The organism is Kitasatospora sp. NPDC003701 (assembly GCF_053587085.1).
In genome coordinates, this window is sequence record NZ_JBSFNM010000003.1 from 247,589 (window position 1) to 271,178 (window position 23,590).

The 23,590-nt window shown below is 73.7% G+C and carries 19 protein-coding genes and 7 tRNA genes; 12 read left to right on the top strand and 14 right to left on the bottom strand.

Annotated elements, in window-relative coordinates; genetic code table 11:
• Window positions 1-160: 160 nt before the first annotated feature.
• Window positions 161-1,807 (top strand): hypothetical protein, encoded by a 1,647-nt coding sequence (locus ACWDRR_RS04740; RefSeq protein WP_449770732.1) that lies wholly within the window; start codon window positions 161-163, stop codon window positions 1,805-1,807.
• Between the two features lie 69 nt (window positions 1,808-1,876).
• Here ACWDRR_RS04740 and ACWDRR_RS04745 read toward each other — a convergent pair whose 3' ends face one another.
• From ACWDRR_RS04745 to ACWDRR_RS04760, 4 genes are all read right to left on the bottom strand, one after another.
• Window positions 1,877-2,437, bottom strand: a complete 561-nt coding sequence (locus ACWDRR_RS04745) for an HIT family protein (protein WP_360627252.1) — start codon at window positions 2,435-2,437, stop codon at window positions 1,877-1,879.
• A gap of 79 nt (window positions 2,438-2,516) precedes the next feature.
• Window positions 2,517-4,496, bottom strand: coding sequence for a threonine--tRNA ligase (gene thrS, locus ACWDRR_RS04750; RefSeq protein WP_449770733.1), 1,980 nt, complete (start codon window positions 4,494-4,496; stop codon window positions 2,517-2,519).
• Window positions 4,497-4,583: 87 nt separating this feature from the next.
• Window positions 4,584-5,756, bottom strand: a complete 1,173-nt coding sequence (locus ACWDRR_RS04755; RefSeq protein ID WP_449770734.1) for a hypothetical protein — start codon at window positions 5,754-5,756, stop codon at window positions 4,584-4,586.
• A 31-nt stretch (window positions 5,757-5,787) separates the two neighbouring features.
• A complete protein-coding gene (locus tag ACWDRR_RS04760) occupies window positions 5,788-6,339 on the bottom strand; it encodes a DUF4365 domain-containing protein (RefSeq protein ID WP_449770735.1) in 552 nt (183 codons plus the stop codon).
• A gap of 148 nt (window positions 6,340-6,487) precedes the next feature.
• Between ACWDRR_RS04760 and ACWDRR_RS04765 the strand changes: the two genes are divergently transcribed.
• The gene (locus ACWDRR_RS04765; protein WP_449770736.1) at window positions 6,488-7,255 is read left to right on the top strand and encodes an exonuclease domain-containing protein; all 768 of its coding nucleotides are present in this window, start codon (window positions 6,488-6,490) and stop codon (window positions 7,253-7,255) included.
• 101 nt (window positions 7,256-7,356) lie between these two features.
• On the opposite strand, the gene ACWDRR_RS04770 is transcribed toward ACWDRR_RS04765, so the two are convergent.
• From ACWDRR_RS04770 to ACWDRR_RS04780, 3 genes are all read right to left on the bottom strand, one after another.
• Window positions 7,357-7,428, bottom strand: a tRNA-Val gene (locus tag ACWDRR_RS04770).
• 210 nt (window positions 7,429-7,638) lie between these two features.
• A tRNA-Val gene (locus tag ACWDRR_RS04775) sits at window positions 7,639-7,710 on the bottom strand.
• Window positions 7,711-7,823: 113 nt separating this feature from the next.
• Window positions 7,824-8,336 carry a TIGR02611 family protein gene (locus ACWDRR_RS04780; RefSeq protein ID WP_449770737.1) on the bottom strand — a complete coding sequence of 171 codons (513 nt, stop codon included), beginning with the start codon at window positions 8,334-8,336 and terminating at the stop codon, window positions 7,824-7,826.
• Between the two features lie 194 nt (window positions 8,337-8,530).
• On the opposite strand from ACWDRR_RS04780, the gene ACWDRR_RS04785 reads away from it, so the two are divergent.
• Both ACWDRR_RS04785 and ACWDRR_RS04790 read left to right on the top strand, forming a co-directional pair.
• Window positions 8,531-8,944 carry an SsgA family sporulation/cell division regulator gene (locus ACWDRR_RS04785; RefSeq protein WP_030056266.1) on the top strand — a complete coding sequence of 138 codons (414 nt, stop codon included), beginning with the start codon at window positions 8,531-8,533 and terminating at the stop codon, window positions 8,942-8,944.
• 401 nt (window positions 8,945-9,345) lie between these two features.
• On the top strand, window positions 9,346-9,915 hold the full coding sequence (locus tag ACWDRR_RS04790; protein ID WP_449770738.1) for a CGNR zinc finger domain-containing protein: 570 nt from the start codon (window positions 9,346-9,348) through the stop codon (window positions 9,913-9,915).
• Window positions 9,916-9,949: 34 nt separating this feature from the next.
• Here ACWDRR_RS04790 and ACWDRR_RS04795 read toward each other — a convergent pair whose 3' ends face one another.
• Window positions 9,950-10,462: a hypothetical protein gene (locus ACWDRR_RS04795; protein ID WP_449770739.1), complete on the bottom strand. Its 513-nt coding sequence runs from the start codon at window positions 10,460-10,462 to the stop codon at window positions 9,950-9,952.
• A 119-nt stretch (window positions 10,463-10,581) separates the two neighbouring features.
• Here ACWDRR_RS04795 and ACWDRR_RS04800 point away from each other — a divergent pair, with 119 nt between their 5' ends.
• On the top strand, window positions 10,582-11,082 hold the full coding sequence (locus ACWDRR_RS04800) for a DsbA family protein (RefSeq protein ID WP_449770740.1): 501 nt from the start codon (window positions 10,582-10,584) through the stop codon (window positions 11,080-11,082).
• A gap of 16 nt (window positions 11,083-11,098) precedes the next feature.
• Here ACWDRR_RS04800 and ACWDRR_RS04805 read toward each other — a convergent pair whose 3' ends face one another.
• From ACWDRR_RS04805 to ACWDRR_RS04815, 3 genes are all read right to left on the bottom strand, one after another.
• A complete protein-coding gene (locus tag ACWDRR_RS04805) occupies window positions 11,099-11,938 on the bottom strand; it encodes a GNAT family N-acetyltransferase (protein ID WP_449770741.1) in 840 nt (279 codons plus the stop codon).
• Between the two features lie 78 nt (window positions 11,939-12,016).
• Complete coding sequence (locus ACWDRR_RS04810; RefSeq protein WP_449770742.1) at window positions 12,017-12,847, bottom strand: aminotransferase class IV; 831 nt, start codon at window positions 12,845-12,847, stop codon at window positions 12,017-12,019.
• 75 nt (window positions 12,848-12,922) lie between these two features.
• On the bottom strand, window positions 12,923-13,972 hold the full coding sequence (locus ACWDRR_RS04815; protein WP_449770743.1) for a chorismate-binding protein: 1,050 nt from the start codon (window positions 13,970-13,972) through the stop codon (window positions 12,923-12,925).
• Window positions 13,973-14,289: 317 nt separating this feature from the next.
• Between ACWDRR_RS04815 and ACWDRR_RS04820 the strand changes: the two genes are divergently transcribed.
• The 5 genes from ACWDRR_RS04820 (at window position 14,290) to ACWDRR_RS04840 (ending at window position 14,809) form a co-directional block, all read left to right on the top strand.
• A tRNA-Gly gene (locus tag ACWDRR_RS04820) sits at window positions 14,290-14,362 on the top strand.
• A 40-nt stretch (window positions 14,363-14,402) separates the two neighbouring features.
• Window positions 14,403-14,476 (top strand) — tRNA-Cys (locus ACWDRR_RS04825).
• A gap of 35 nt (window positions 14,477-14,511) precedes the next feature.
• Window positions 14,512-14,583, top strand: a tRNA-Val gene (locus ACWDRR_RS04830).
• A gap of 41 nt (window positions 14,584-14,624) precedes the next feature.
• Window positions 14,625-14,696, top strand: a tRNA-Val gene (locus tag ACWDRR_RS04835).
• Window positions 14,697-14,737: 41 nt separating this feature from the next.
• Window positions 14,738-14,809 (top strand) — tRNA-Val (locus ACWDRR_RS04840).
• 412 nt (window positions 14,810-15,221) lie between these two features.
• Here the strand turns inward: ACWDRR_RS04840 and ACWDRR_RS04845 are convergent.
• Window positions 15,222-15,419 carry a hypothetical protein gene (locus ACWDRR_RS04845; RefSeq protein WP_449770744.1) on the bottom strand — a complete coding sequence of 66 codons (198 nt, stop codon included), beginning with the start codon at window positions 15,417-15,419 and terminating at the stop codon, window positions 15,222-15,224.
• A gap of 451 nt (window positions 15,420-15,870) precedes the next feature.
• On the opposite strand from ACWDRR_RS04845, the gene ACWDRR_RS04850 reads away from it, so the two are divergent.
• On the top strand, window positions 15,871-17,961 hold the full coding sequence (locus ACWDRR_RS04850) for a protein kinase domain-containing protein (protein ID WP_449770745.1): 2,091 nt from the start codon (window positions 15,871-15,873) through the stop codon (window positions 17,959-17,961).
• A 223-nt stretch (window positions 17,962-18,184) separates the two neighbouring features.
• Here the strand turns inward: ACWDRR_RS04850 and ACWDRR_RS04855 are convergent, their stop codons facing one another.
• Window positions 18,185-18,994 carry a TrmH family RNA methyltransferase gene (locus tag ACWDRR_RS04855; protein WP_449770746.1) on the bottom strand — a complete coding sequence of 270 codons (810 nt, stop codon included), beginning with the start codon at window positions 18,992-18,994 and terminating at the stop codon, window positions 18,185-18,187.
• A 98-nt stretch (window positions 18,995-19,092) separates the two neighbouring features.
• Here ACWDRR_RS04855 and ACWDRR_RS04860 point away from each other — a divergent pair, with 98 nt between their 5' ends.
• Window positions 19,093-21,861, top strand: coding sequence for a SpoIIE family protein phosphatase (locus ACWDRR_RS04860; protein ID WP_449770747.1), 2,769 nt, complete (start codon window positions 19,093-19,095; stop codon window positions 21,859-21,861).
• Between the two features lie 374 nt (window positions 21,862-22,235).
• On the opposite strand, the gene cobA is transcribed toward ACWDRR_RS04860, so the two are convergent.
• Window positions 22,236-23,513, bottom strand: a complete 1,278-nt coding sequence (gene cobA, locus ACWDRR_RS04865; protein WP_449770748.1) for a uroporphyrinogen-III C-methyltransferase — start codon at window positions 23,511-23,513, stop codon at window positions 22,236-22,238.
• Window positions 23,514-23,590 lie beyond the last annotated feature (77 nt).

Here is a 23,590-nt window from a genome sequence, read left to right on the forward strand (position 1 = left end):
CGGCCGCCCCCAACCTGGGGGTATCGCACCGCCGAAAGGTGGGCATCATGCCCCACAGGCCCGTGGTGGCCCGAACGTGACGGCACTTCAGACGATCATCCGCGCGCCGGTACCGCGGCACGGTAACCTGCCGCTGACAAGGGGAGGAGGGGACGCCACCGTGACGACACTCGACATGACCCCGGGTGCGCAGATACCCCGGACCGACACCGGCCCGCAGACCGCCGTCACCCAGGCGCTCTCCTCGGCCGCCTACCGCGACGGCGAGGTCCGCGCGTTCGTCGAGACGGTCACCCACGCCACGGAGAAGAAGGGCCGCTTCGCGCTCTTCCGCCCCAACCTGGGCGAGGCCTTCAGCCGCGCCGTCGTCGGCCGCACCCTCGGCGGCGACCGCAAGCCGCTCGTCCCCTCCTTCGGCATCGACACCCGCCAGATCGTCGAACACTGCCTGGCCGCCGAGGACCTGCGCGCCGCCCGCGACCGCAGGCTCACCACCGTCACCGTCGTCACCGGCCTGCTGTTCCTGCCCGGCACCCTGATCTGGCTCGGCGCCTTCCAGCTGCGCGCCTGGCTCAAGCGGGACAACCCCAAGAACGCCGCCTTCTTCGGCGCCCTGGTCCTCGCCGCGGCCGCCGCCGTCGCCGTGCTCCTCGCCGTCAAGCCGCCCACCGGCGGCCCGTTGAGCCTCTACCTGCGCATCGTGATGTTCGCGCCGATCATCGGCTGGTACCTCGCCAAGCGCATCGTGGTCGCCTCCGCCGTCGACCTGCGCACCCGCTGGCTGGACCTCGTCGAGGGCAACGCCGTCGCCGCCACCGTCCCCAGGGCCGTCCCCCGCGACGACCTGGACAAGAAGGCCGCCGACCTGCGCGCCAAACTCGGCCGCCTGGAGGGCGAGCAGGAGACCAACATCCAGCACTACGCCGGTCCGAAGGGCATCCTCGGCGCCGGGCGGCGCTGGGGCGAGTGGAAGATGGTCGACGCCCTGCGCCCGGCCGAGGGCCACGCCGACTTCCGCGCGTTCCACCCCTGGGACCTCGTCCGCAAGATCGCCGGCCACCTCAAGGGCCTCGGCATCAGCGAGGTCGCCAACAGCGGCATCCCCAACGTCGCCGTCAAGCAGTGGGTGGTCTTCGAGGTCGGCGAGGGCGCCGACGAGATCGGCCGGCCCGACAACGCCGACATGGACGGCGACCGGATGCGCGAGTTCGCGGTGCAGTCCATCGCCGACAAGCAGACCTTCCCCGGCGGCCCGCGGCACTACCTGGCCACCCAGTTCGTGACGCACGACGGCAAGCTCGTCCTGACCTTCACCGTCACCGTCGTCCTGCTCGCGCACACCCTGAACGTCAGTGTGGCGGGCTACGCGCTCGGCCCGGTCAACGGCGTCTTCTCCGACAAGCCGAAGGACAAGGAGAAGTCCGTCCCGAAGAGCCTGAAGTTCTGGGAGGAGCGGACGGTCAAGCTCCCCCTGATCGACAACGACGAGGTCGTCCGGCAGGCCGTCCGCGCACCGCTCTACCGCAGCCCCGGCCTGCTCGCCTGGCTCGGCGGCGGCCTCGGCCTGCCCGAGCCGTTCGGCCTGCGGCACGTCTGGGCCGCACCCCCCTGGAACACCCGGTCGATGACCGACAACGCGCTCAACGCGGCCACCCCCGTGCTCACCGCCGTCCACGCGGCCGTGCTGGAGTTCCTGGAGGAGCACGACCTCGACACCGAGCGCTTCTTCAAGACCCGCGCCTCGATCATCAAGTCCGAGGCGCAGGGCACCCGGCCCTACAAGGTCGACCAGTACGACGCGGGCTGAGCGCCAGGACCGGCGAAGAAGGGGCCCCACCGGATTCCCCCGGTGGGGCCCCTCCGCGTTCCGCCGGGCTCAGCCCTGCGGCCAGGCCTCGGCCAGCATCTTGCGGGTGTCCGCCAGCAGCTGCGGCAGCACCTTGGTGTGGCCGACCACCGGCATGAAGTTGGTGTCCCCGCCCCAGCGCGGCACCACGTGCTGGTGCAGGTGCGCCGCGATCCCGGCACCGGCCGCCGCACCCTGGTTCATCCCGATGTTGAACCCGTGCGCCCCCGAGGCCGCCCGCAGCGCCGCCATCGCCTTCTTGGTGAACACCGCCAGCTCGGCCGTCTCCGCCTCGTCCAGCTCGGTGTAGTCCGCGACGTGCCGGTACGGGACCACCATCAGGTGGCCGCCGTTGTACGGGTAGAGGTTGAGCACCGCGAACACGGCGCTGCCCCGCGCGACGACCAGCCCGTCCTCGTCGCTGAGCGACGGGATCGAGCAGAACGGACAACCGTCGTCCGGAGCCGGGCCGGTGGGCTTGTTCTCGCCCTGGATGTAGGCCATCCGATGGGGGGTCCACAGGCGGCGGAAGCCGTCCGGCTCGCCGACGCCCCGCTGCAGTTCCGGCTCAGTCGTCATGCTGATCAGCATATTCGCACGGCGTGGCTTGCAAAGCAGTGCGGGGCAGACTCCCTGAGGAGACTGCCCCGCACCGACCGCCTCTTCGGCGTCACACCTGGATGCGGCGCTCCACGGCGTCCACGATCTCGGCGATCGCCTGGTCGAGAGGCACGCCGTTCTTCTGCTCGCCGTTGCGGTAGCGGAAGGAGACCGCGCCCGCCTCGACGTCGTCGTTGCCGGCGATCAGCATGAACGGCACCTTGGTCTTCTGGGCGTTGCGGATCTTCTTCTGCATCCGGTCGTCCGAGGTGTCGACCTCGACCCGGATCCCGCGCTTCTTCAGCTCGGCCGCGACCTCCCGCAGGTACGGCACGTGCTCGTCGGTGATCGGGATGCCGGTGACGGTGACCGGGGCCAGCCACGGCGGCATGGCGCCGGCGTAGTGCTCCAGCAGCACCGCGAAGAAGCGCTCGATGCTGCCGAACAGCGCGCGGTGGATCATGACCGGCCGCTGGCGCGAGCCGTCCGCCGCGGTGTACTCGAGATCGAAACGCTCGGGCAGGTTGAAGTCCAGCTGGATGGTGCTCATCTGCCAGGTGCGGCCGATGGCGTCCCGCGCCTGGACCGAGATCTTCGGGCCGTAGAAGGCCGCGCCGCCCGGGTCCGGGACGAGCGGGAGGCCCTGCTTCTCGGCCACGCTCGCGAGCACCGCGGTGGCCTCCTCCCAGGCCTCGTCCGAGCCGACGAACTTCTCCTCGTCCTTGGTCGACAGCTCCAGGTAGAAGTCGGTCAGACCGTAGTCGCGCAGCAGGTTGAGCACGAAGGTCAGCGTGGAGTCGAGCTCCTCCGCCATCTGCTCACGGGTGCAGTAGATGTGCGCGTCGTCCTGGGTGAAGCCGCGGGCCCGGGTCAGACCGTGCACCACGCCGGACTTCTCGTACCGGTACACCGTGCCGAACTCGAAGAGGCGCAGCGGCAGTTCGCGGTAGGAACGGCCGCGCGCGTCGAAGATCAGGTTGTGCATCGGGCAGTTCATGGGCTTCAGGTAGTAGTCCACGCCCTCGTCGAGCTGCATGGGCGGGTACATACCGTCGGCGTACCAGTCCAGGTGGCCGCTCTTCTCGAAGAGCTTCCCCTTGGTGGCGTGCGGGGTGTAGACGAACTCGTAGCCCTCTTCCTCGTGCCGCTTGCGCGAGTAGTCCTCCATCGCGCGGCGGATGATGCCGCCCTTGGGGTGGAAGACGGCGAGGCCGGAGCCGATCTCCTCCGGGATGGAGAAGAGGTCGAGCTCGTTGCCGAGCTTGCGGTGGTCGCGCTTCTCGGCCTCGATCAGGAAGTCGAGGTGCGCCTTCAGCTCGTCCTTGGTCGGCCAGGCCGTCCCGTAGATGCGCTGCAGCATGGGGTTGCGCTCGCTGCCGCGCCAGTAGGCGGCCGCGTTGCGCATCAGCTTGAACGCCGGGATGTGCCGGGTGGACGGCAGGTGCGGGCCGCGGCAGAGGTCGCCCCAGCAGTGATCGCCGGTCTTGGCGTCCAGGTTGTCGTAGATGGTCAGCTCGCCCGCGCCGACCTCGACGTCGGCGCCCTCGCCGGCGGTCGCGGCGGAGCCCTTGAGGCCGATCAGCTCCAGCTTGTACGGCTCGGCGGCCAGCTCCTCGGTGGCGGCCTCGTCGGTGACCACCCGGCGGGAGAACTTCTGGCCCCTCTTGATGATCTCCTGCATCTTCTTCTCGATGGCCTTGAGGTCATCGGGGTGGAACGGCTTCTCGACGTCGAAGTCGTAGTAGAAGCCGTCCTTGACCGGCGGGCCGATGCCGAGCTTCGCCTCGGGGAAGAGCTGCTGCACGGCCTGCGCCATGACGTGCGCGGTGGAGTGGCGCAGGATGTCCAGGCCGTCCTTGCTGCCGATCGCGACCGGCTCGACCTCGTCGCCGTCCTGGACGGCGTACGCGAGGTCCTTGAGCTGGCCCGCGACGCGGGCGGCGATGATCGAGCGGTCGTCGGCGAAGAGCTCGGCGGCCGTAGTGCCCGTGGTCACCACGCGCTCTTCCCGATCGGGTTCGCGGTTGATGATTACCCGGACGTCCGTCACCGGTCTCTCCTGACGTGCTGGATTCATAGGACGCAACACTGCGCTGCGCGTGACGATGGTACCGAGAGCACCAGCCCCGCCGTGCACCTACGCCCCCTGTCCCCCTTCCCCCAGGGTCTTCAGCAGCCGCTCCCGCTCGGCCTCCTCCAGGCCGAGCGGTTCCAGGGCTCCCGGGTGGGTGAGCCGCCGGAAGCCGCCGCGCCGCTCCAGGCGGCCGCTGACCCGCACCGGGGCACCCGCCAGGTGGGCCTCGACCGCGGCCCGGTACGCCGGGTCGGCGAGGCGCACCCGCACCTCGCTGACCTCCGCGCCGGCGAGCACCTTCAGCCGGACGGTGCCCGGTCCGGCCGGGTCCGCGCGCTTGAGCCGGACGACCAGGCCGACCACGGTGACGGCGACCGCCGGTTCGATCCGCTCCAGCAGGGCGGCGGCCTCCTCCAGCGCGGGCAGGTCCCCCGGTGAGAACTCCAGGGCGATCCGCCGGTCGCCGAAGCCGCCGGGCGGACCGGCGGCGGCGGACCAAGCGACGGTCAGCTGCGCCGCCGTCGCGCCGCGCACCAGTTCCCCGACGGACTGCACCAGCTCCCGGCTGACGCCGGCCTGCACCGCGTTCTCGAAGGCCTCCGGGCCGCCGCTGACCCGCCGGTAGTCCACGGCGTCCCGCAGCGCCTCCAGCGCGCGGACCAGGGTGGTGACCACCGCCCGCCCCTCGGGCGCCGGGGTGTACGCGGTGAGCCCGGCGCCGCTCTCCGCCACCGGGCCGCCGCCGACCACCAGCACCTGCTCCAGGAAGTCCCCGGCCCAGGTGTCCAGCCGGGCACCGAAGTAGGCGGCCCTGGTCCGTCCGGCCTTGGCCCCGGCCGCGAGCATCGCCCGCGCGGCCTGCTGGAGCCGCTCGGCGCCGTCCCAGGGCGCGGTGCCGGCCGGGCCCGGCAGCTCGCGCCGCCACTGCAGCTCGTCCCCCGGCACGGCCAGGGCGAGCAGGATCGAACGGGCGGAGGGGCTGCGCGAGCGCGACAGCGCGGTGACGGCGTCGGCGAGCAGCTCGACGGCGTCGTCGAAGCCCTCCCCGGCCGGGACCAGCAGGCTGGTGCCGGGGTCGGTGTCGTCCGGGGGCGTCCAGCGGCCGTACCGGGCCGAGGGGCCGCCGCGCCGGACCCAGCCGTGCCGGGCGAGCAGGGTGGCGAGCACCGCAGGGTCGACGGCCGCCGGATCGGGCAGTGTCCGGGCGTTCTCCTGCGGCCCGCGTGGCAGCGTCATGGTCCTGCTCCTCCCCGCCGGGGCCGGGCCGTCACGGGCTGCCGCCCGCACCGACCCGCGCCATGATGTCGCACAGTGCTCGGTCGTCGAAGACCTTCGCGGTGGGCACCCGGACATTGGTCCGCCGCTGCCCGGTGACCGGGTGGCCGGCCAGGTTGACCCAGTAGCAGCAGTGCCGCAGCTCCAGCGCGTCCGGCCCGGCCGCCAGCCAGCGGTCGACCCGGCGCGGCAGCAGCATCACGACGAGGATCCTGGGCACCGCGACCCGCACCCGCGCGAGCTTGCGCAGGTGGTCGTTGTCCAGGGTGAAGCTGAAGAAGGGGCCGCGCGGATCGGGCGCGATCTGCTGGGTGGCCTTCAGCTGGATCTTGATGGTGACCTCGTCGTCCACCTCGTGGGCGCGCGAGCCGTGGCTGACCTGCCAGTCGATGCCGTTGTCGGGGAAGGGCTGGGACAACGAGCAGCCGGCCGCCGCCACCACCGCGTGCAGATAACCGACCTGCAGTGTCTCCATGCAGGCCGTCACGGCCAGATCGCCCCGCAGGACGGCCGCCTCGTCGGGCTGCGGCTCTGTCAGCGTCATCGCCCCGTAGCCTCCCCCGGCCCCGGGCCCGTCCGGATTCGAACAGGGCATCTTCCCGCAGGGTGCCCGGCCCGGACACCGCCAAACGGTTGAACGGGTGTCAGGGGCGGGTATCAACCGGGCGGAACGCAGTACCTGAGGGGCAGTCATGCAGCAGCACTGGTACACCGGCCCGCTTGCCTCCTTCGACACCGAGACCACCGGCGTGGACGTCGAGACCGACCGGATCGTGTCGGCCGCCCTGGTCGTCCAACTCAGCCCCGGCGCAGCCCCGCAGACCACCTCCTGGCTGGCCGATCCGGGCGTGCCGATACCCGACGGCGCCCGCGCGATCCACGGCATCGGCGACGACCGGGTGCGCGCGCACGGCCGCCCGGCCCCGGCGGTGGTGGCGGAGATCGCCCGCGCCCTCGCCGAGCAGACCCGTGCCGGGCGCCCGGTGGTGGTGATGAACGCGCCGTACGACCTGACGCTGCTGGACCGGGAGTTGCGCCGCCACCGGGCCACGGAACTGGCGGACGCACTGGGCCCGGAGGGGCTGCTGGTGCTCGACCCGCGGGTGCTGGACAAGCACGTGGACCGCTACCGCAAGGGCCGGCGCACGCTGACCGACCTGTGCGCGCACTACGGGGTGGAGCTGACCGGCGCCCACGACGCCGCGGCCGACGCGACGGCGGCGCTGGGGCTGGTCCGCAGGATCGGGGCGCGCTACCCGGCCGCGCTGGGCGGGTTGTCGGCGGCCGAGCTGCACCTGCGGCAGGCGGTCTGGCACGCGGCGCAGGCCCGGGGGCTGCAGAACTGGTTCGACCGCTCGGGGACGCCGGAGCGGGTGGACTTCTCCTGGCCGTTGCGCCCGGCCCGGTGCGGCTGCGGGCGGCGGCTGACGGCGGAGCACAGCTGCGAGGTGGCGGCGTAACGGCCTGCCCGGCCGCCGGGTTGCCGGTTGCCCCGCTTGCTCGGTCCACGAACGCAGCAGGCCCCGATCGGTCTCCCGATCAGGGCCTGCATGCTGTCCGGTGGGCGATACTGGGATCGAACCAGTGACCCCTTCGGTGTGAACGAAGTGCTCTCCCGCTGAGCTAATCGCCCGGGCAACGAGAAGAACAGTAGCACCATTCGGGGGGTGTCGTACAACTCGCACCCCGCCGGGCGGCCGACGCATCCGCAGAACTCGCGCTCCGCACGGAAGATGACTGCGCCTCAGTCCGATTCTCCGGCAGCAGTTCCCGGGGATTGCGGAAATACATGTGAGGCCCAGCCGATAATCGACTGGGCCTCACATATCACAATGCATTCCGGTGGGCGATACTGGGATCGAACCAGTGACCCCTTCGGTGTGAACGAAGTGCTCTCCCGCTGAGCTAATCGCCCGGGTGCAGGGAAAACATTACCGCATCTCCCGGGGTGGTCCGAACACCCCCGCCCCGGGCCCCCCGCCCCGACCCGTCACCCGGACGGGCGGCCACCGGTCGCCGGCGGCCGGGTCAGTGCTTGCTGATCTTCCAGGGCATGGTGAGCCCGTACTTCCAGAGGTACCAGGCGCCGATCGCGGCGATCACCGCCAGCCCGATCGCGGTGAGTGTGATGTTGCGGCGCCGGACCCTCGGGTCCATCGCCTTCTGGGCCGCCTCGGACACCTTGCGGCGGGTCCAGCGCAGGGCCAGCTGGGCCCAGACGAACTCGGTGGCCCAGATGCCCATGCCCAGGAAGATGACCACCCAGCCGGGGCCGGGGAGCGGCAGCATGATCACGCCGGCCACCACCACCGCCAGGCCGACCAGGAAGACGGCCACCTGCCAGCTCAGGTGCAGCGGCCTGGACCGCCGGATGAAGTGCGGTGCGCGCGAGCCCAGCGGCCGGCCGCCGTCCGCGCCCCCCGTCTCCGCTCCCCCGCCCTCGTCCGGCGTGTGTACCCCCGAGTCGTCCGGCACGACCGCATCACCCGTTCTCGTGTTCCCGCCCGCGTTCCCGCGCGCCTTGTCGCTTCGCACAGTCATGCCAGGAAACTAACCGAGAAGTGGCCCGGTAATGCCCCGCAGGGCACTCCGTGCCGATTCCGCAATGCGCCGTAAGGGGTACGACTCGGCCCCGAATCGGGACAGAGGGGTTTACATCGGTCGTGGAGGTGGGATGGTCCGTTCGCCGACGTGCGATTCCCCGAGCGCACACTGAGCGAAAGGCCATGGCGCTTATGAACACCACGGTCAGCTGCGAGCTGCACCTGCGCCTCATCGTGTCCAGCGAGTCCTCACTGCCCGTCCCCGCGGGCCTGCGCTACGACACCGCCGACCCCTATGCCGTGCACGCCACGTTCCACACCGGCGCGGACGAGACCGTGGAGTGGGTGTTCGCCCGAGATCTCCTTGCGGAGGGGCTGCACCGACCCACCGGTACCGGCGACGTCCGGGTCTGGCCGTCGCGCAGCCACGGGCAAGGGGTGGTCTGCATCGCGCTGAGCTCTCCGGAAGGAGAAGCCCTGCTGGAGGCCCCGGCCCGAGCGCTTGAGTCGTTTCTCAAGCGGACGGACGCCGCGGTGCCGCCCGGCACCGAACACCGTCACTTCGACCTCGACCGGGAGCTGTCCCACATCCTCGCCGAAAGCTGACCCCCACCGGAGGCGGTCACGCCCTGTCGTCGGCAGGGCCGTCACCCCCTGCCGTCATCGCAGCCGTCCTACTCGGGGGCACGGCAGCACGACTCAGCCGCGCACGACGCGGTCTCGGGGCCGGTGAAACGGTTCGCCCCCACCGGGGCGGGCCCGAAGCACCGCAGGCGCCCGGCACCGGAGCCGGCCATCCGTACGGGTGGCCGGCCTCGCTGCCGGGCGCCGCTGGTTTGCCGGGCGCCCGGTCGGGCCGACCGCGCGGCAGACCGGCCCGCACGCCCTGACGCGATCCGTACACCCCTTCGAACGAAGCGGCGGCCCGCCGCTGCGGGGCCCGGTAAGGTCTGAGATGACCGTAGACGCGGGGTGCCGACGGCCCCCTCCGCGCGAGGAGCCCCCACGTGCTGATCACCCATGACACCGAGTGCGCGCTGAGCATCCTCGTCGAGCTGCTCAACACCGCGCCAGAGGTGTGCGGCAGCGAGCTGCTGCCCGACGTGGCCGCGCTGGACGCCTTCGTGATCCGCCAGGAGATCAGCGAGATCGACTCGCTGACCGAGGACGACCTGCGCAAGGTCCACGAGCTGCGCACCCGGCTGCGGGAGGTGTTCGGCACCGAGTCCACGGCGGAGGCCGCCGAGCTGGTCAACGCGCTGGTCGCGGCCGCCGGCACCACGCCGCGGCTGACCAACCACGACCACCACGGCTGGCACATCCACTACTTCGCCCCGCACGCCGCCCTGGGCGACCACCTGGCGGCCGAGCTCGGCATGGCGCTGGCGTTCATCCTGATGGCGGGCGAGCGCGAGCGGCTGCGCCGCTGCGAGGCGCCGGACTGCGCCCGCGTCTTCGTCGATCTCTCGCGCAACCGCTCCCGGCGCTACTGCGACAGCCGGACCTGCGGCAACCGGCTGCACGTCGCCGCCTACCGGGCGCGCCAGCGCTCGGCGGAGACCGTGCCCTCCGCCTGAGCCCCGGCGCCCCCGGGCGCGACGGCCGTGGCGGTCAGATGCCGCGGCGGCGCAGGATCTCCTCGATGTCCTCGAAGTCCCCCAGGCCGTCGTCGCGCTTTCCCGCGTTCGACTTCGGGGCGGCACTCCTGGGGGCGGCGGTCTTCGGGGCAGCGCTCCCGGGGGCCGCGGCTCCCGGGCCGGCCGGCGCACCGGTGACGGCGGCCCGCCCCGGCGCGGGGCCGGCGGCGGCCGGGCCGGACCCGGCGGCGTCCACCGCGCGGCGGCGGCTCACCCAGCGGGTGGCGACCAGCAGCGCGGCCGAGACCGCGAGCAGCACGATGCCCGTCCAGACCCGGGGGTCGAACACCAGCTTCGTCGCCCAGTCGGCGAACTCGCTGCCGATCGTCCGCGCCACCGGGAAGAGCCCGGTCAGATAGAGCCCGGCCGGGACCAGTGCCACGGCGAACCAGCGGGTCGCGGAGAGGAAGCGCCGGCGATAGGCGCGCAGGCCCGCCACGGCCACGCCCCCGGCCGTGAGCACGAAGGAGACCGCCGCCGTCAACACGGCCGTCCTCCGTCATGTCCAGTCGTCCTGGTCATCGGATCGGACCTCCCGTCGCTTCCGGCCGGCGCCCGGGCACACCGCCGGGACGGCGCGGTACCCACTAGTGGAACACTGGGAGCATGATCGAAGGTTCCCTCCCCCGGCTTGAGTTCTGGTGCGAGCTCCAGTGCCCGGACTGCCGCACCGCCCTGGACGACGTACGGGCGCTGCGCGAGCAGTACGGTGACGCGCTCGTCGTCGAGCTGCGCCACTTCCCGCTGGAGAAGCACAAGCACGCGTACGCCGCGGCGCAGGCCGCCGAGGAGGCGTTCGCCCAGGGCCTGGGGTGGCCCTACGTGGAGGCGCTGCTGGAGCGGGTCGACGACCTGGCGGCACGCGGCGAGGAGGTGCTGCTGGAGGTCGCCCGCGCGGTCGGGGCGGACGCCGAGGAGGTCGACACCGCGCTGATCGACGGCCGGCACACGCTGATCGTGGACGCCGACCAGGCGGAGGGGAAGGCGATCGGGGTGCAGGGCACCCCGACGTACGTGATCGGCGGGCAGCGGCTGGACGGCGGGCAGAGCCAGGACGGCCTGCGGGCCCGGATCGTCGCCGCCATCGAGGCGGCGAAGGCCTCCTGACGGTCGGTCAGGCCGGTCAGGTCAGTGGTTTGCCGTAGACCCGGTTGGTGATCCGGTAGCCGAGCGACTCGTAGAGCCGGATCGCGACCGTGTTCCCGGTGAACACGTTGAGCCCGAGGTCGCGCACTCCGGCGGCCAGGCACTCGCGTTCGGCGAGCAGCATCAGCGAGCGGCCGTGGCCGGCGCCGCGGTGCGCCTCGGCCACCTCGACGACCATCACCCAGGCGAGCGGGGCGCCGTCGGGGAGGTCCCGGACCCGCAGGGCCAGCCAGAGCGAGCCCAGCGGGTCGGGCCCGTCCCCGTACAGCCGGCGCAGGGCCACCCCGGGGCTGTCGGCGCCCTGCGGCAGCAGGGACAGGTGGTCGGCGTCCGACTTGGCGCGGGCCTGCTCCGCGCCGAGGCCGGAGGAGACCAGGTCGGTCAGGTAGCCCTCCTTGGCGGCGGCCAGCCACCCGGGGAAGGCCTCGGCGTCGATCCGGCGCGCGGCGACGCCGGCCGGCAACGCGGGCGGGGCGGCGAGGCGCTTGGCCATGTTCCGCATCCGCTCGGTGTAGCCGAGGGTGACGGCGAGGGCGCGGGCGACCGGCGCCGCCTCGGGGACGTCGGCGTCGACCCGGGTGCAGCCCCACCCGCGGAGCACCTCCTCGGCGGCCAGCGCACCGAAGGTGCCGCGCCCCCGGCCGCGCCCCTCGTGCACCTCCAACTCCGATATCTCACCCCAGAGTTGGCTGCCGCGAGGAACTGCCGTGGTGCGCAGTGCGCCGACCGGGCGGCCGTTGGCGCAGATCTGCCAGCGTCTGGTTCGGCCGCCGGCGGCGGGTGACTCCGGCCCCTCGGGGCGCAGCGTGGTGGTCATGTCGTGGTCCCTTCCCCGCCGCCCGGGTGTTCTATCCGCCGGGGGCCCGCGAGGAGTCCGGGGCCCGCTCGGCGGGGATCAGGGGTCGAGGTCGTCGCCGCTGCGCTCGGTGAAGACGGCCATCGCCTTGGCGGTGACGGGGCCCGGCCCGGCGAGCTCGCGGTCGTCGACCCGGGTGACGGCCTGGACGTCGCGCAGGGTGGAGGTCAGGAAGATCTCGTCGGCCTCCCGGAGCACGGCCAGCGGCAGGTCCGTCTCCTCGGCGCCGCACCAGTCGATGACGAGCTGCCGGGTGATGCCGGCCAGGCAGCCGGAGGCGAGGGTGGGGGTGAGCAGGCGGCCGCCGAGGACGACGAAGACGTTGGAGCCGGTGCCCTCGCAGAGCTGTCCGGCGGTGTTGGCGAACAGTGCCTCGGAGGCGTCGGCGCGGTGGGCGGCGGCGAGCGCGACGACGTTCTCGGCGTACGAGGTGGTCTTGAGGCCGGCGACGGCGCTGTGCTCGTTGCGGCGCCACAGGACGGTGGCGGCGGCGGTGGTGTCGGGGCGGCGGGCCGCGCTGCCGAGGGAGGCGACCAGGGTGGGGGTGCCGTCGCCGCGCTCGGAGCCGAGCGGGGCGCGGCCGCCGGTGTAGGTGAGGCGCAGACGGCCGAGCGGCATCGGGTTGGCGGCCAGGACCTGGGCGCAGGCCTCGCGGACCAGGTCGTGGTCGGGGTCGGGCAGGCCGAGGCCGCGGGCAGAGCGGGTGAGCCGGTCGAGGTGGCGGGTGACGGCGAAGGCCCGGCCGTCGACGGCCTTCATGGTCTCGAAGACCCCGTCGCCGGTGGTGAGGCCGTGGTCGAGGACGGACAGGGCGGCGTCGGCGGAGTCGACGAGTGACCCATTGACCCAGCTCTTGGTGGGGTGCTGCATCGAGGCTGCTCCTCAAAGCGGTTGTGCGGTGCGGTGAGCCTGGGTCGATGGCGGCCCGGGGGTGTTCGTCCCGCTTCAGTCGGTTTCGGTGCCCGACGCTATCGCGACCAGGCGGGCGGCCTTCAGTTCGGTTTCCGCCCACTCGCGCGCGGGGTCGGAGCCCCAGGTGATGCCCGCGCCGGTGCCGAAGCGCAGGACGGGCGTGCCGGGGTCGGTCCGGTCGATCCAGAACGTGCGGATGCCGACGGCGAGTTCGCCCTCGCCGCGGTCCGCGTCGACCCAGCCGACGGCACCACAGTAGGGGCCGCGCGGGGCGGTCTCCAGGGCCTCGATGATCCGCAGTGCGCTGGACTTGGGGGCGCCGGTGACGGAGCCGGGCGGGAAGGTCGCGCCGAGGAGCTCCGGCCAGCCGGCGTCCGCGCGCAGGGTGCCCCGGACGGTGGAGACCAGGTGGACCAGGCCGGGGTGCTTCTCCACGACGCAGAGGTCGGGCACGGTGACGGTGCCCGTCCCGCAGACCCGGCCGAGGTCGTTGCGGACCAGGTCGACGATCATCACGTTCTCGGCGTGGTCCTTCTCCAGCAGGTCGGCCTCGGTGCGGCCGGTGCCCTTGATCGGACCGGAGGAGACGGTGCGGCCGTCGCGGCGCAGGTAGAGCTCGGGGGAGGCGGTCGCGATCTCGACGCCGTGCCCGGGCAGCCGGACGGTGCCCGCGTAGGGGGCGGGGTTGCCGTGCGCGAGCAGACCGGTGAGGGCGTCGACGTCGGTACGGGCCGGGTCGGGCAGCGGCGCGGAGAGGACGCGGCAGAGGTTGGCCTGGTAGACCTCGCCGGCCGCGATGTGGTCGCGGATGCGGCGGACGCCGGCCTCGTAGGCGGCGCGGTCCAGGGAGCTGTGCCAGCTGCCGGCGGCCGGGCCGAGCCAGCCGGCACCGGACGGGGGCGCGGGGGCGGGGCGGACGTCGTCGAAGCGGGCGCAGGTGAGGCGGCCCTCGAAGTCGTGGGCGACGGCCCAGAAGCCGGCGGAGTCGAGGGCGGCCGGGTCCGAGGTGACGTCGCGCAGCCCGGTGGCGAGGCGGCCGCCGAAGCGGGCGAGCGGGCTGTGGGGGACGGGGTGGCCGGACACGGTTCTCCTGCGCGGGGTGGCTGGGCTGCGGTGCCTGAAGTGTAGGTCGGGGGCGCGAACGGGGGTCGAGCCGCCGCAGGGGGCGTGAGCAGATGAGGGCATCACGCGGGTGTGCGCCGGGTGGCCTGCGGCTGTCCGTCGGGTGCGCCGCAGGTGGGGGCGGTGACCCCGCGGAACGGCTGCCGCGACGGCACCCCGGGGGCACCCCCGCGGCACGCTGCGGGAACGGATTTTTAGCTGGCCCGGGAATCCGCTAGAGTTCAACACGTCGCCAGGGAGCGCAGCCGAAGAAAAGCGGTGAAGCCCCCGGGAGACAGGCGGACGTGGCTCAGTTGGTAGAGCATCACCTTGCCAAGGTGAGGGTCGCGAGTTCGAATCTCGTCGTCCGCTCGATGGAGAACAGTGTAAGATCGTTCTTCGAGTGTTGCCTGGTGGAGTGGCCGAGAGGCGAGGCAACGGCCTGCAAAGCCGTCTACACGGGTTCAAATCCCGTCTCCACCTCCAAGAGGTACGACCGGTTCCGACCGGACGACCTCCCCGCGCGATTAGCTCAGCGGGAGAGCACTACCTTGACACGGTAGGGGTCACTGGTTCAATCCCAGTATCGCGCACGTCGGATCCTTCGGGGTCTGCTGCAGGACCGCCACACCAGGCGCGATTAGCTCAGCGGGAGAGCACTACCTTGACACGGTAGGGGTCACTGGTTCAATCCCAGTATCGCGCACGTCGGGCCCTTCGGGGTCTGCTGTAGGACCGCCACACCAGGCGCGATTAGCTCAGCGGGAGAGCACTACCTTGACACGGTAGGGGTCACTGGTTCAATCCCAGTATCGCGCACAGTAACGGCCGGGGCCGTGATCCGTCAGGATCACGGCCCCGGCCTTTTGCGTTCTCCGGGCCTCCGCTCCCGGGTGCTGCCGCGCCGGCTCCACGGTCGCGCCGGGGCCCGCTGCGGGGGCGGCGCCGGGGTGGAGCTCCGGGGAGGAGCTCCAAGGAAGCCTCGCGGGAGGCTCGGAGAAGGCTCGGGGGAGACTCAGGAAAGAAGAAGAGCCGCGTACGGACGCCCTCACCGACGTCCATACGCGGCATCTCCGCCTGCCGGGGTGCTCTGTGCACCGCTCACGCCCGTCCGCGTGGTCATTGCGGGCACGGCCTTCCCCGGCGGCACTGGTTCCCCGTCCCCAGGGGATCAGTGCCCGTTCAGTGGCCGGCCGGGCTGGTGCCCGGCCGGGATTCACAGGTCGATCGGTCAGTGTGTGATCAGGTCGGCGACGGCCTGGGCCTGGCTCGCCATCTGCTCCCAGCCTCCGAAGAGCATGACCAGCAGCACGGCGCAGGGCAGCGCGATGGCCAGCGCCACCGCCGGGTGCCTGGTCGGCTCCGCGGCCTGGCGCTGGGTGAAGGCCGGCCGACGGCGGCGGGGGGCTCCCGTGAGCTGCGTTGCCATGCCCTCACTCCTGCTTCCTGCGCTGCTTGGATCGTGCGCTGCTCGTGCCGACCGGTGGGCCGAAGTGGACGCGGTGGACGGCTTACCTCGGGGGACGAGTGCCCCGTCCACCGCTGAGGACAACGCTATGGCCCGAGGGGGTGGTCGGATGTCATGCCGTCGTACTGTTCTCCGGGCATCCCCGAGGATGACGCTCCGACTTGAGGACTACTACCGCAGGGGGAGACGCCCTCCGCCGCACCCCCGGGGGAACCCTGAGAGCCGACCCCGAGAAACGATGCGCCGCCGCGCGCGCGACTGTCAGTGCAAGATCGGACAATCGCACGGAGGGTTCAGGTGTTGCGTATCAGCACACCGCAGCAGGCAGTCCGTAAGCTGTGCCCGACAGGAACTGACGATGCCCCAAACCGACGGGGCCTCATCCACAGGCTGACGGGGAACGATGATGGCGATGATGCGGCTGAGGCGTGAGGACCCCCGCATCGTCGGGCCGTACCGGCTGCACCGGCGGCTCGGAGCCGGCGGCATGGGCGTCGTCTACCTCGGCTCGGACCGGCGCGGGCAGCGGGTGGCGCTCAAGCTGATCCGCGCGGAGCTGGCCGAGGACCTGGAGTTCCGGACCCGCTTCGCCCGTGAGATCGCCGCCGCCTCCAGGATCCGGGGCGGCTGCACGGCCCGGGTGGTCGGCTCCGACATCGAGACCGACCGCCCCTGGCTGGCCACCGCGTACGTCCCCGGGCCCTCGCTCTACAAGCGGGTCGGCGACGGCGGGCCGCTGAGCTGGCCGGAGGCCGCCAGGATCGGCGCCGCGCTGGCCGACGGACTGGTCAAGGTGCACGAGGCCGGGGTCGTCCACCGGGACCTCAAGCCCTCCAACATCCTGCTCTCGCCCCGCGGGCCGCGGATCATCGACTTCGGGATCGCCTGGTCGCGCGGGGCCAGCACGCTCACCCACGTCGGCACCGCGGTCGGCTCCCCCGGCTTCCTCGCGCCCGAGCAGGTCCGCGGCGCCGCCGTGACGCCCGCGACGGACGTCTTCGCGTTCGGGGCGACACTGGCGTACGCGCTCACCGGGGACACCCCGTTCGGCTCGGGCGCCTCCTCCGAGGTGATGCTGTACCGGGTCGTGCACGAGGAGCCCGACCTGTCGGCCGTACCGCCGCCGCTGGCACCGCTGATCCGGGCCTGCCTGGCGAAGGAGCCGGCCGAGCGGCCCGGCGCGGCCGCCCTGCACGAGCGGCTGAGCGAACTGGCGGCCCGCGGCACCGGCGACGGAGCGGCGACGGAGCGGCCCGGGCGCGGGGTCGCCGGCCGCGCTGCCGCCGGGGCCCGGCCGGGCACCCCCGGGCACGGCCCGGCCTCCGCGCCGGGGCAGCCGGCCGCCGCCGCGCGCGGCGTACCCGCGCCGGGGCGCGCACCCGACCCGGCGGGCGCCTCGCGCGCCCGGGCCGCGGCCGGCAGCCGCCAGGCCGGCCAGCAGCCCGCCGCGCATCCCGGTGCCCATCTCGGCGCCCACCCGGGGTCCCACCCCGGCGTCGACCGGCGGCGGCCGCAGGGCAGGCCCGGACAGGCGGCCACCACCCCGATGCCCCGGCCCGAGGCGACCCACGCCACCCGGCCGCTGCGCGAGCGCCAGCAGACCCCGCCCCCCGGGCGCACCGGCGGACCGGGCAGCCCGGCGGGCCCCCGCGAGCGGGAGCAACGGCCGGACCGGCCGCGCGGAGGGGGCCGCGACCGACAGCACACGCCCGTCCCCGGGCGCCCCGGCACCGCCCGGCAGCGGCTGCTGCGGCAGCGGCTGGTGGTCTTCGTCACCGTGACGGTCGGCGTGGCGCTGGCGATCGCGGCGGCGCAGGGGTGCGAGAACCGGGACAACCAGAGCCTCGGCCCGACCCGCGGTGCCGGGGCGGCGGTGAGTGCTCCGGCCGCCGAGCAGCCGAGCGCCGGCGCGCCGGGAGCCGGGCTCTCGGCGGACGGCGCGGCCCAGTCCGCGACACCGTTGGCGGCCGCGGCCGCGGCGGCGGCCCACGGCAGTGCTGCGGGGGGTGACGGCGCGCTGGCACCGCCGCAGGGCGCCGGACCGGTGGTGGACTGGCCCAACCGCGGCTACCCCGATCCGGCGGGCGGCCCGGCGATCTCGCTGCGGGACGGCCGCTCGGCGGGGGCGGGGCCCCAGGTCGCGCTCAGCGCCGTCCTCCCGGCCCGTTACAAGGGCGCGCCGGCGGCCCTGGTGGTGCTGCGCCGGGCGGAGGGCTCGGTGCCGGCCGACCTGGTCCAGCTGTTCGGCTTCAACGGGGACGCGCCCGTGGCGCTGGCCTCCCGCTCGTCGGCCGCCGATCCCCAGGCGACGGCCACCTGGCGGCTCGACAACGGCGCGCTGGTCCGCGAGGAGCGGGCCACCCAGACCGGCGCGGTGGCCTCCACCCGCTACACGGTGCGGTCGGACGGGACCATCGAGGAGTCCTGGCCCGGCGCCCCCACCCTGATCGTCACCCCGCCGCCCGCCGCGGCACCCGCGCCGCCGACGGCCCCGGCGGGCTGACTCGCGGGGCGCCCGGCCCCGGGCCCGCGCCGCCCGTGCGCCGGAAGTCGGCCGGTCCGACGTCCCACTCCACCGCTCCCCCGGCCTCCCGCTCCCCCGGCCTGGTCGCCGTCCTCGGCCCCGTCCTCGGCCTCGGCCTCGGCCCCGTCCCCGTCCCCGTCCCCGTCCCCGTCCCCGTCCCCGTCCCCGTCCCCGGCAGGGTGACGGGTCGGACGGGTGCGGGTCAGGCCGTGGCGGTGACGGCGTAGAAGGCCACGGCTGCGGCGGCGCCCACGTTGAGGGAGTCGATGCCGTGGGCCATCGGGATGCGGACCGCGTGGTCGGCGGCGGCGATGGCCCGGCGGGTGAGGCCGTCGCCCTCGGCACCGAGCATCAGGGCCGCCTTGGGGAGACGGTGCGGCGCCAGGGCGGCCAGGTCGACGGCGTCCTCCGCGGGGGTGAGGGCGAGCAGGCTGAAGCCCGCGGCGCGCACGGTGTCCAGCGCAGCCGGCCACGGCTCCAGTCGCGCGTAGGGGACGGCGAAGACGGCGCCCATGGAGACCTTGACGGCCCGCCGGTACAGCGGATCCGCGCAGTCGGGCGAGAGCAGCACGGCGTCCATGCCGAGCGCGGCGGCGCTGCGGAAGATCGCGCCCAGGTTGGTGTGGTCGACCAGCCCCTCCAGCACGGCCACCCGGCGGGCTCCGGCCAGCAGCTCGGCGGCGTCCGGCAACGGCCGGCGCTCCATCGAGGCGAGCGCGCCGCGGTGGACGTGGTAGCCGGTGACCGCCTCGGCCAGGTCCGGTTCGACCACGTGGACGGGGGCGTCGCTCTCCGCGATCACGTCCGCCATCACGTCCAGCCACTTGGCCGTCAGCAGCATCGACCGCATCCGGAAGCCGGCGGCCAGGGCCCGGCGGATGACCTTCTCGCCCTCGGCGATGAAGAGGCCTTCGGCGGGCTCGCGGCGACGGCGCAGTTCGACGTCGGTCAGACCGGTGTAGTCGCCTAGGCGCGGGTCGGCGGGGTCGGTGATGGTGCTGGGTTCGGACACCCTGCGATCTTGCCAAGCCGGAGTGGAGAAGGCCAAACGGCCCAGGGCGCGATGTGCCTGGCCTTGGCCTCCAGGTCTATGGAGTGCAAATATGACGTATGGCCCGTTTTCCGGGCCGATCATGGGCTCCGTCGGCCTCTGGCACTTCCGGCTCCGCCATCTCCTCCCGTGCCCCTGGTACCGCCGGCTCCTCCGGTGGGCGCCCACACGGTCGGCAACAGCAGCCGAACGGCGCCCGGCCGAAGCCGGTGCGACGCCGGTCGGTGGCCGGGCAGGTCTTCGCGCTGCAGGTTCTGGTGGTGCTGCTGCTGGTCGCGGCCGCCGTGATCGCCCTGGTGGTGCAGTCCCGCAACGACGCCCGGCACGAGGCGACCAACCGGTCGGTGGCGGTCGCGCAGACCTTCGCCAACTCGCCGGGCATCGTCGAGGCGCTGCGCTCCCCCGACCCGACCGCGATCCTCCAGCCGAAGGCGCAGGCCGCGGCGCTCAACGCGGGCGTGGACTTCATCGTCGTCCTCAACACCGACGGCATCCGCTACACCCACCCCAATCCGGCCCGGATCGGCCAGAAGTTCGTCGGCAACTACCAGCCCGCGCTGAACGGGCAGGTGGTGACCGAGCAGGTCAACGGCACCATCGGACCACTGGTCCAGGCGATCGTGCCGGTCCGCGCACCGGACGAATCGGTGGTCGGCATGGTCTCGGCGGGGGTCACGATCGCCAACATCAGCAGCGCGAGCGAACGGCAGCTGCCCGTGGTACTCGGCGCCGCGGCGGTCGCCCTGGGGCTGGCCACCTGCGGGACGGCGCTGGTCAGCCGGCGGCTGCGGCGGCAGACCCACGGGCTGGGCCCGGCCGAGATGACGCGGATGTACGAGCACCACGCGGCGGTGCTGCACGCGGTGCGCGAGGGCGTGCTGATCGTCGCCGGCGACGGCCGGCTGCTGCTCTGCAACGACGAGGCGCGCCGGCTGCTGGACCTGCCCGCCGACGCCGAGGGGCGGCTGGTGACGGAGCTGGGCCTGGACCGGGCGCCCGAGGATCTGCTGACCGCCAACCGGCCGGTCACCGACGAGGTGGTGCTGGCCGGTGAGCGGCTGCTGGCCGTGAACGTCCGTCTGACCGACCGCGACGGCGGTCCGCCGGGCTGCGTCGCCACGCTGCGTGACTCCACCGAGCTGCTGGCGCTGTCCGGGCGGGCCGAGGTGGCGCAGCGGCGGCTGCGGCTGCTGTACGACGCCGGGGTGACGGTGGGCAGCTCGCTCGACGTGACGCGCACGGCCGAGGAGCTGGCGCAGGTGGCGGTGCCGCGGTTCGCGGACTTCGTCAGCGTCGATCTGGCCGAGCAGGTGCTGGAGGGCGACGAACCGCCCCAGGGGCAGGCGCTCGGGCGGATGCGGCGGACGGCGCTCAGCGGCGTCCGGGACGACTCGCCGTTCTATCCGGTGGGCACGGTGCTGGACATAGTGCCGTCGACGCCGCTGGCGGGGGCGCTGGACACCGGGCTGCCCGGCTTGGAGCCGCGGCTGGCGGAGTCGGAGGACTGGCGGGCGCAGGACCCGGAGCGGTCGGCCCAGGCACTGGAGTACGGGGTGCACTCGCTGGTCCGGGTGCCGCTGCGGGCGCGCGGGGTGCTGCTGGGGGTGGCGCGGTTCTGGCGGGCGGACCGGGCCGAACCGTTCGACGAGGAGGACCTGGCGCTGGCCGAGGAGCTGGTCTCGCACGCCGCGGTCTGCATCGACAACGCCCGCCGCTACACCCGCGAGCACGCCATGGCGGTGACGCTGCAGCACAGCCTGCTGCCGCGCAGCCTGCCCGCGCAGAACGCGCTGGACGTGGCGCACCGGTACCTGCCGGCGCAGGCGGGAGTGGGCGGGGACTGGTTCGACCTGATCCCGCTGCCGGGCGCGCGGGTCGCGCTGGTGGTCGGGGACGTGGTGGGGCACGGGTTGCACGCGGCCGCGACGATGGGCCGGCTGCGGACGGCGATCCACAACTTCTCGACGCTCGACCTGCCGCCGGACGAGCTGCTCGGGCACCTGGACGAGTTGGTGAACCGGATCGACCAGGAGGAGTCGGCGACCGGCGGTTCGGCGGCGGTCACCGGCGCGACCTGCCTGTACGCGATCTACGACCCGGTGTCGCGGCGCTGCATCCTGGCCAGCGCGGGGCACCCGCCGCCGGCTCTGGTCGGTCCGGACGGACGGGTGGAGTTCCCCGAGCTGCCCACCGGGCCGCCGCTGGGGCTGGGGGTGCTGCCGTTCACGACGACCGAGGTGGAGGTGGCGGAGGGCAGCCGGCTGGTGCTGTACACGGACGGGCTGGTGGAGGACCGCGACCGGGACATCGACGAGGGGCTGGAGATGCTGCGGGCCGCGCTCGCCGGGCCGCCGAGGACGCCGGAGCAGACCTGCGCGGACGTGCTGGGCGCGATGCTGCCGGCCCGGCCGCAGGACGACATCGCGCTGCTGGTGGCACAGACCCGGGTGCTGGCGCCCGACCAGGTGGCGGAGTGGGACGTGCCGTCCGACCCGGCCGCGGTGGGCGCGGTGCGGGCGGCGGTGGCGGAGCGGCTGGAGCAGTGGGGGCTGGACGAGGCGGCGTTCGTCACCGAGCTGATCCTGAGCGAGCTGGTGACCAATGCGATCCGGTACGGGCGCGGGCCGATCCGGGTCCGGCTGCTCCGTGACCGGGCGCTGATCTGCGAGGTGTCCGACGCCAGCAGCACCTCGCCGCATCTGACGTACGCGGCCACGACGGACGAGGGCGGGCGTGGGCTCTTCCTGGTCGCGCAGTTCGCGGACCGCTGGGGCACCCGGTACACGGCCAGCGGCAAGGTGATCTGGACGGAGCAGCCGCTGGAGTGACGGCGGCGGGGCCGGGCCGGGCGTCGGGTGTGGCGGTGCGGCTCGCGGGGTGGAGTGGGAAGTCGGCTGGGCCGACTTCCCACTCCTTGGTGTTTGCAAAGGCGCACTTTGCAAACACCAAGGGCGGCCCGTGGACGGCGGGGAGATCCAGCAGGGGGGCAGCAGGGAGGAGGGGCACAGGAGGACAGGAGGAGGGGCGGCAGGCGGAGGCAGTAAGAGGGACTGCCAAGCAGGCATCGGGGCCCCGGGGGTGCGTACCCCCGGGGCCCTGCTGTTTGCAAAGTGCAGGTTTTGCAAACAGCAGGGCCGGAGCGGGCGGCGGGACCGGGGCGCACGCGACCACGGTGGGCCCGCGGGGGTGCTGCCAGGGCGGATCAGGCGGGGAAGGCGGGGGCGAGGACGTTGACCACGTCGCCGATGACGATCACGGCGGGGGGCTTGATCTGCTCGGCCTCGACGGTGGCCGCGACCGTGGCGAGGGTGGCGTCCACCCGGCGCTGGGCCGCGGTGGTGCCCTCCTGGACGACGGCGACCGGGGTGTCGGCCGGGCGGCCGCACTCGATCAGCTTGTCGGCGATGGCGCCGATCTTGTCGACGGCCATCAGCAGCACCAGGGTGCCGGTCATCCGCGCGACGGCCTCCCAGTTGGTCAGCGAGCGCTCGTCGGCCGGGCCGACGTGCCCCGAGATCACGGTGAACTCGTGCGTCATGCCGCGGTGGGTGACCGGCACGCCGACCGCCGCCGGGACGCTGATCGAGCTGGAGATGCCCGGGACCACGGTGACCGGCAGCCCGGCCTCCGCGCAGGCCAGCAGTTCCTCGCCGCCGCGCCCGAACACGTACGGGTCGCCGCCCTTGAGCCGGACCACGAACTTGCCGGCCTTGGCGTGCTCGATGAGCGTCCGGTTGATCGCCTCCTGGGCCATGAACCGCCCGTACGGGATCTTGGACGCGTCGATCACCTCGACGTGCTCGGGCAGCTCGGCGAGCAGCTCGCGCGGGGCGAGCCGGTCGGCCACCACCACGTCGGCGTCGGCGAGCAGCCGGCGGCCACGCACGGTGATCAGGTCCGGGTCGCCCGGACCGCCGCCGACCAGGGCGACGCTCCCCGTGCCCGGCGGCCGGGAGTCGCCGCCGACACCGTGCGAGCGGAACTGGCGGGTCGCCAGCGAACCGTCCCGCAGGCCCTCCACGATGGCGTCGCGCAGGGCGGCGGAGTGCCGGGGGTCGCCGGTGAGGACGGCGACGGTGGCGCCCGCGTCGCGGCCGCTGGCCGGGGTCCAGGCGGTGGCGGCCGCCGCGTCGTCGCTGCGGGCGCAGAACACCCGCTCGCGCTCCGCCTCCGCGCTGACCGCGGCGTTGACCGCCGGGTCGTCGGTGGCGACCAGCGCGTACCAGGTGCCGGCGAGGTCGCCGTCCTGGTAGCGGCGCTCGTGCCAGGTGAACTCGCCGGCGTCGGCCATGGCCTGGACGGCGGGGGTGGTGGTGGGCGATATCAGGTGCAGGTCCGCGCCGGTGGCGATCAGCGCGGGGAGCCGGCGCTGGGCGACGTGGCCGCCGCCGACCACGACGACGCGGCGGCCGGCCAGCAGCAGGCCGACCGGGTACGGGGTCCGGCCCTCGGTGCCGGGGTGCGGGTTGGGCGCGGTCATGGGCGGAGCTCCTGGATCAGGGTGAGGGTGCGATGTGGGGGTACGGCGCGGCACCGCTCCGCGCGCCGGCGCGCCCT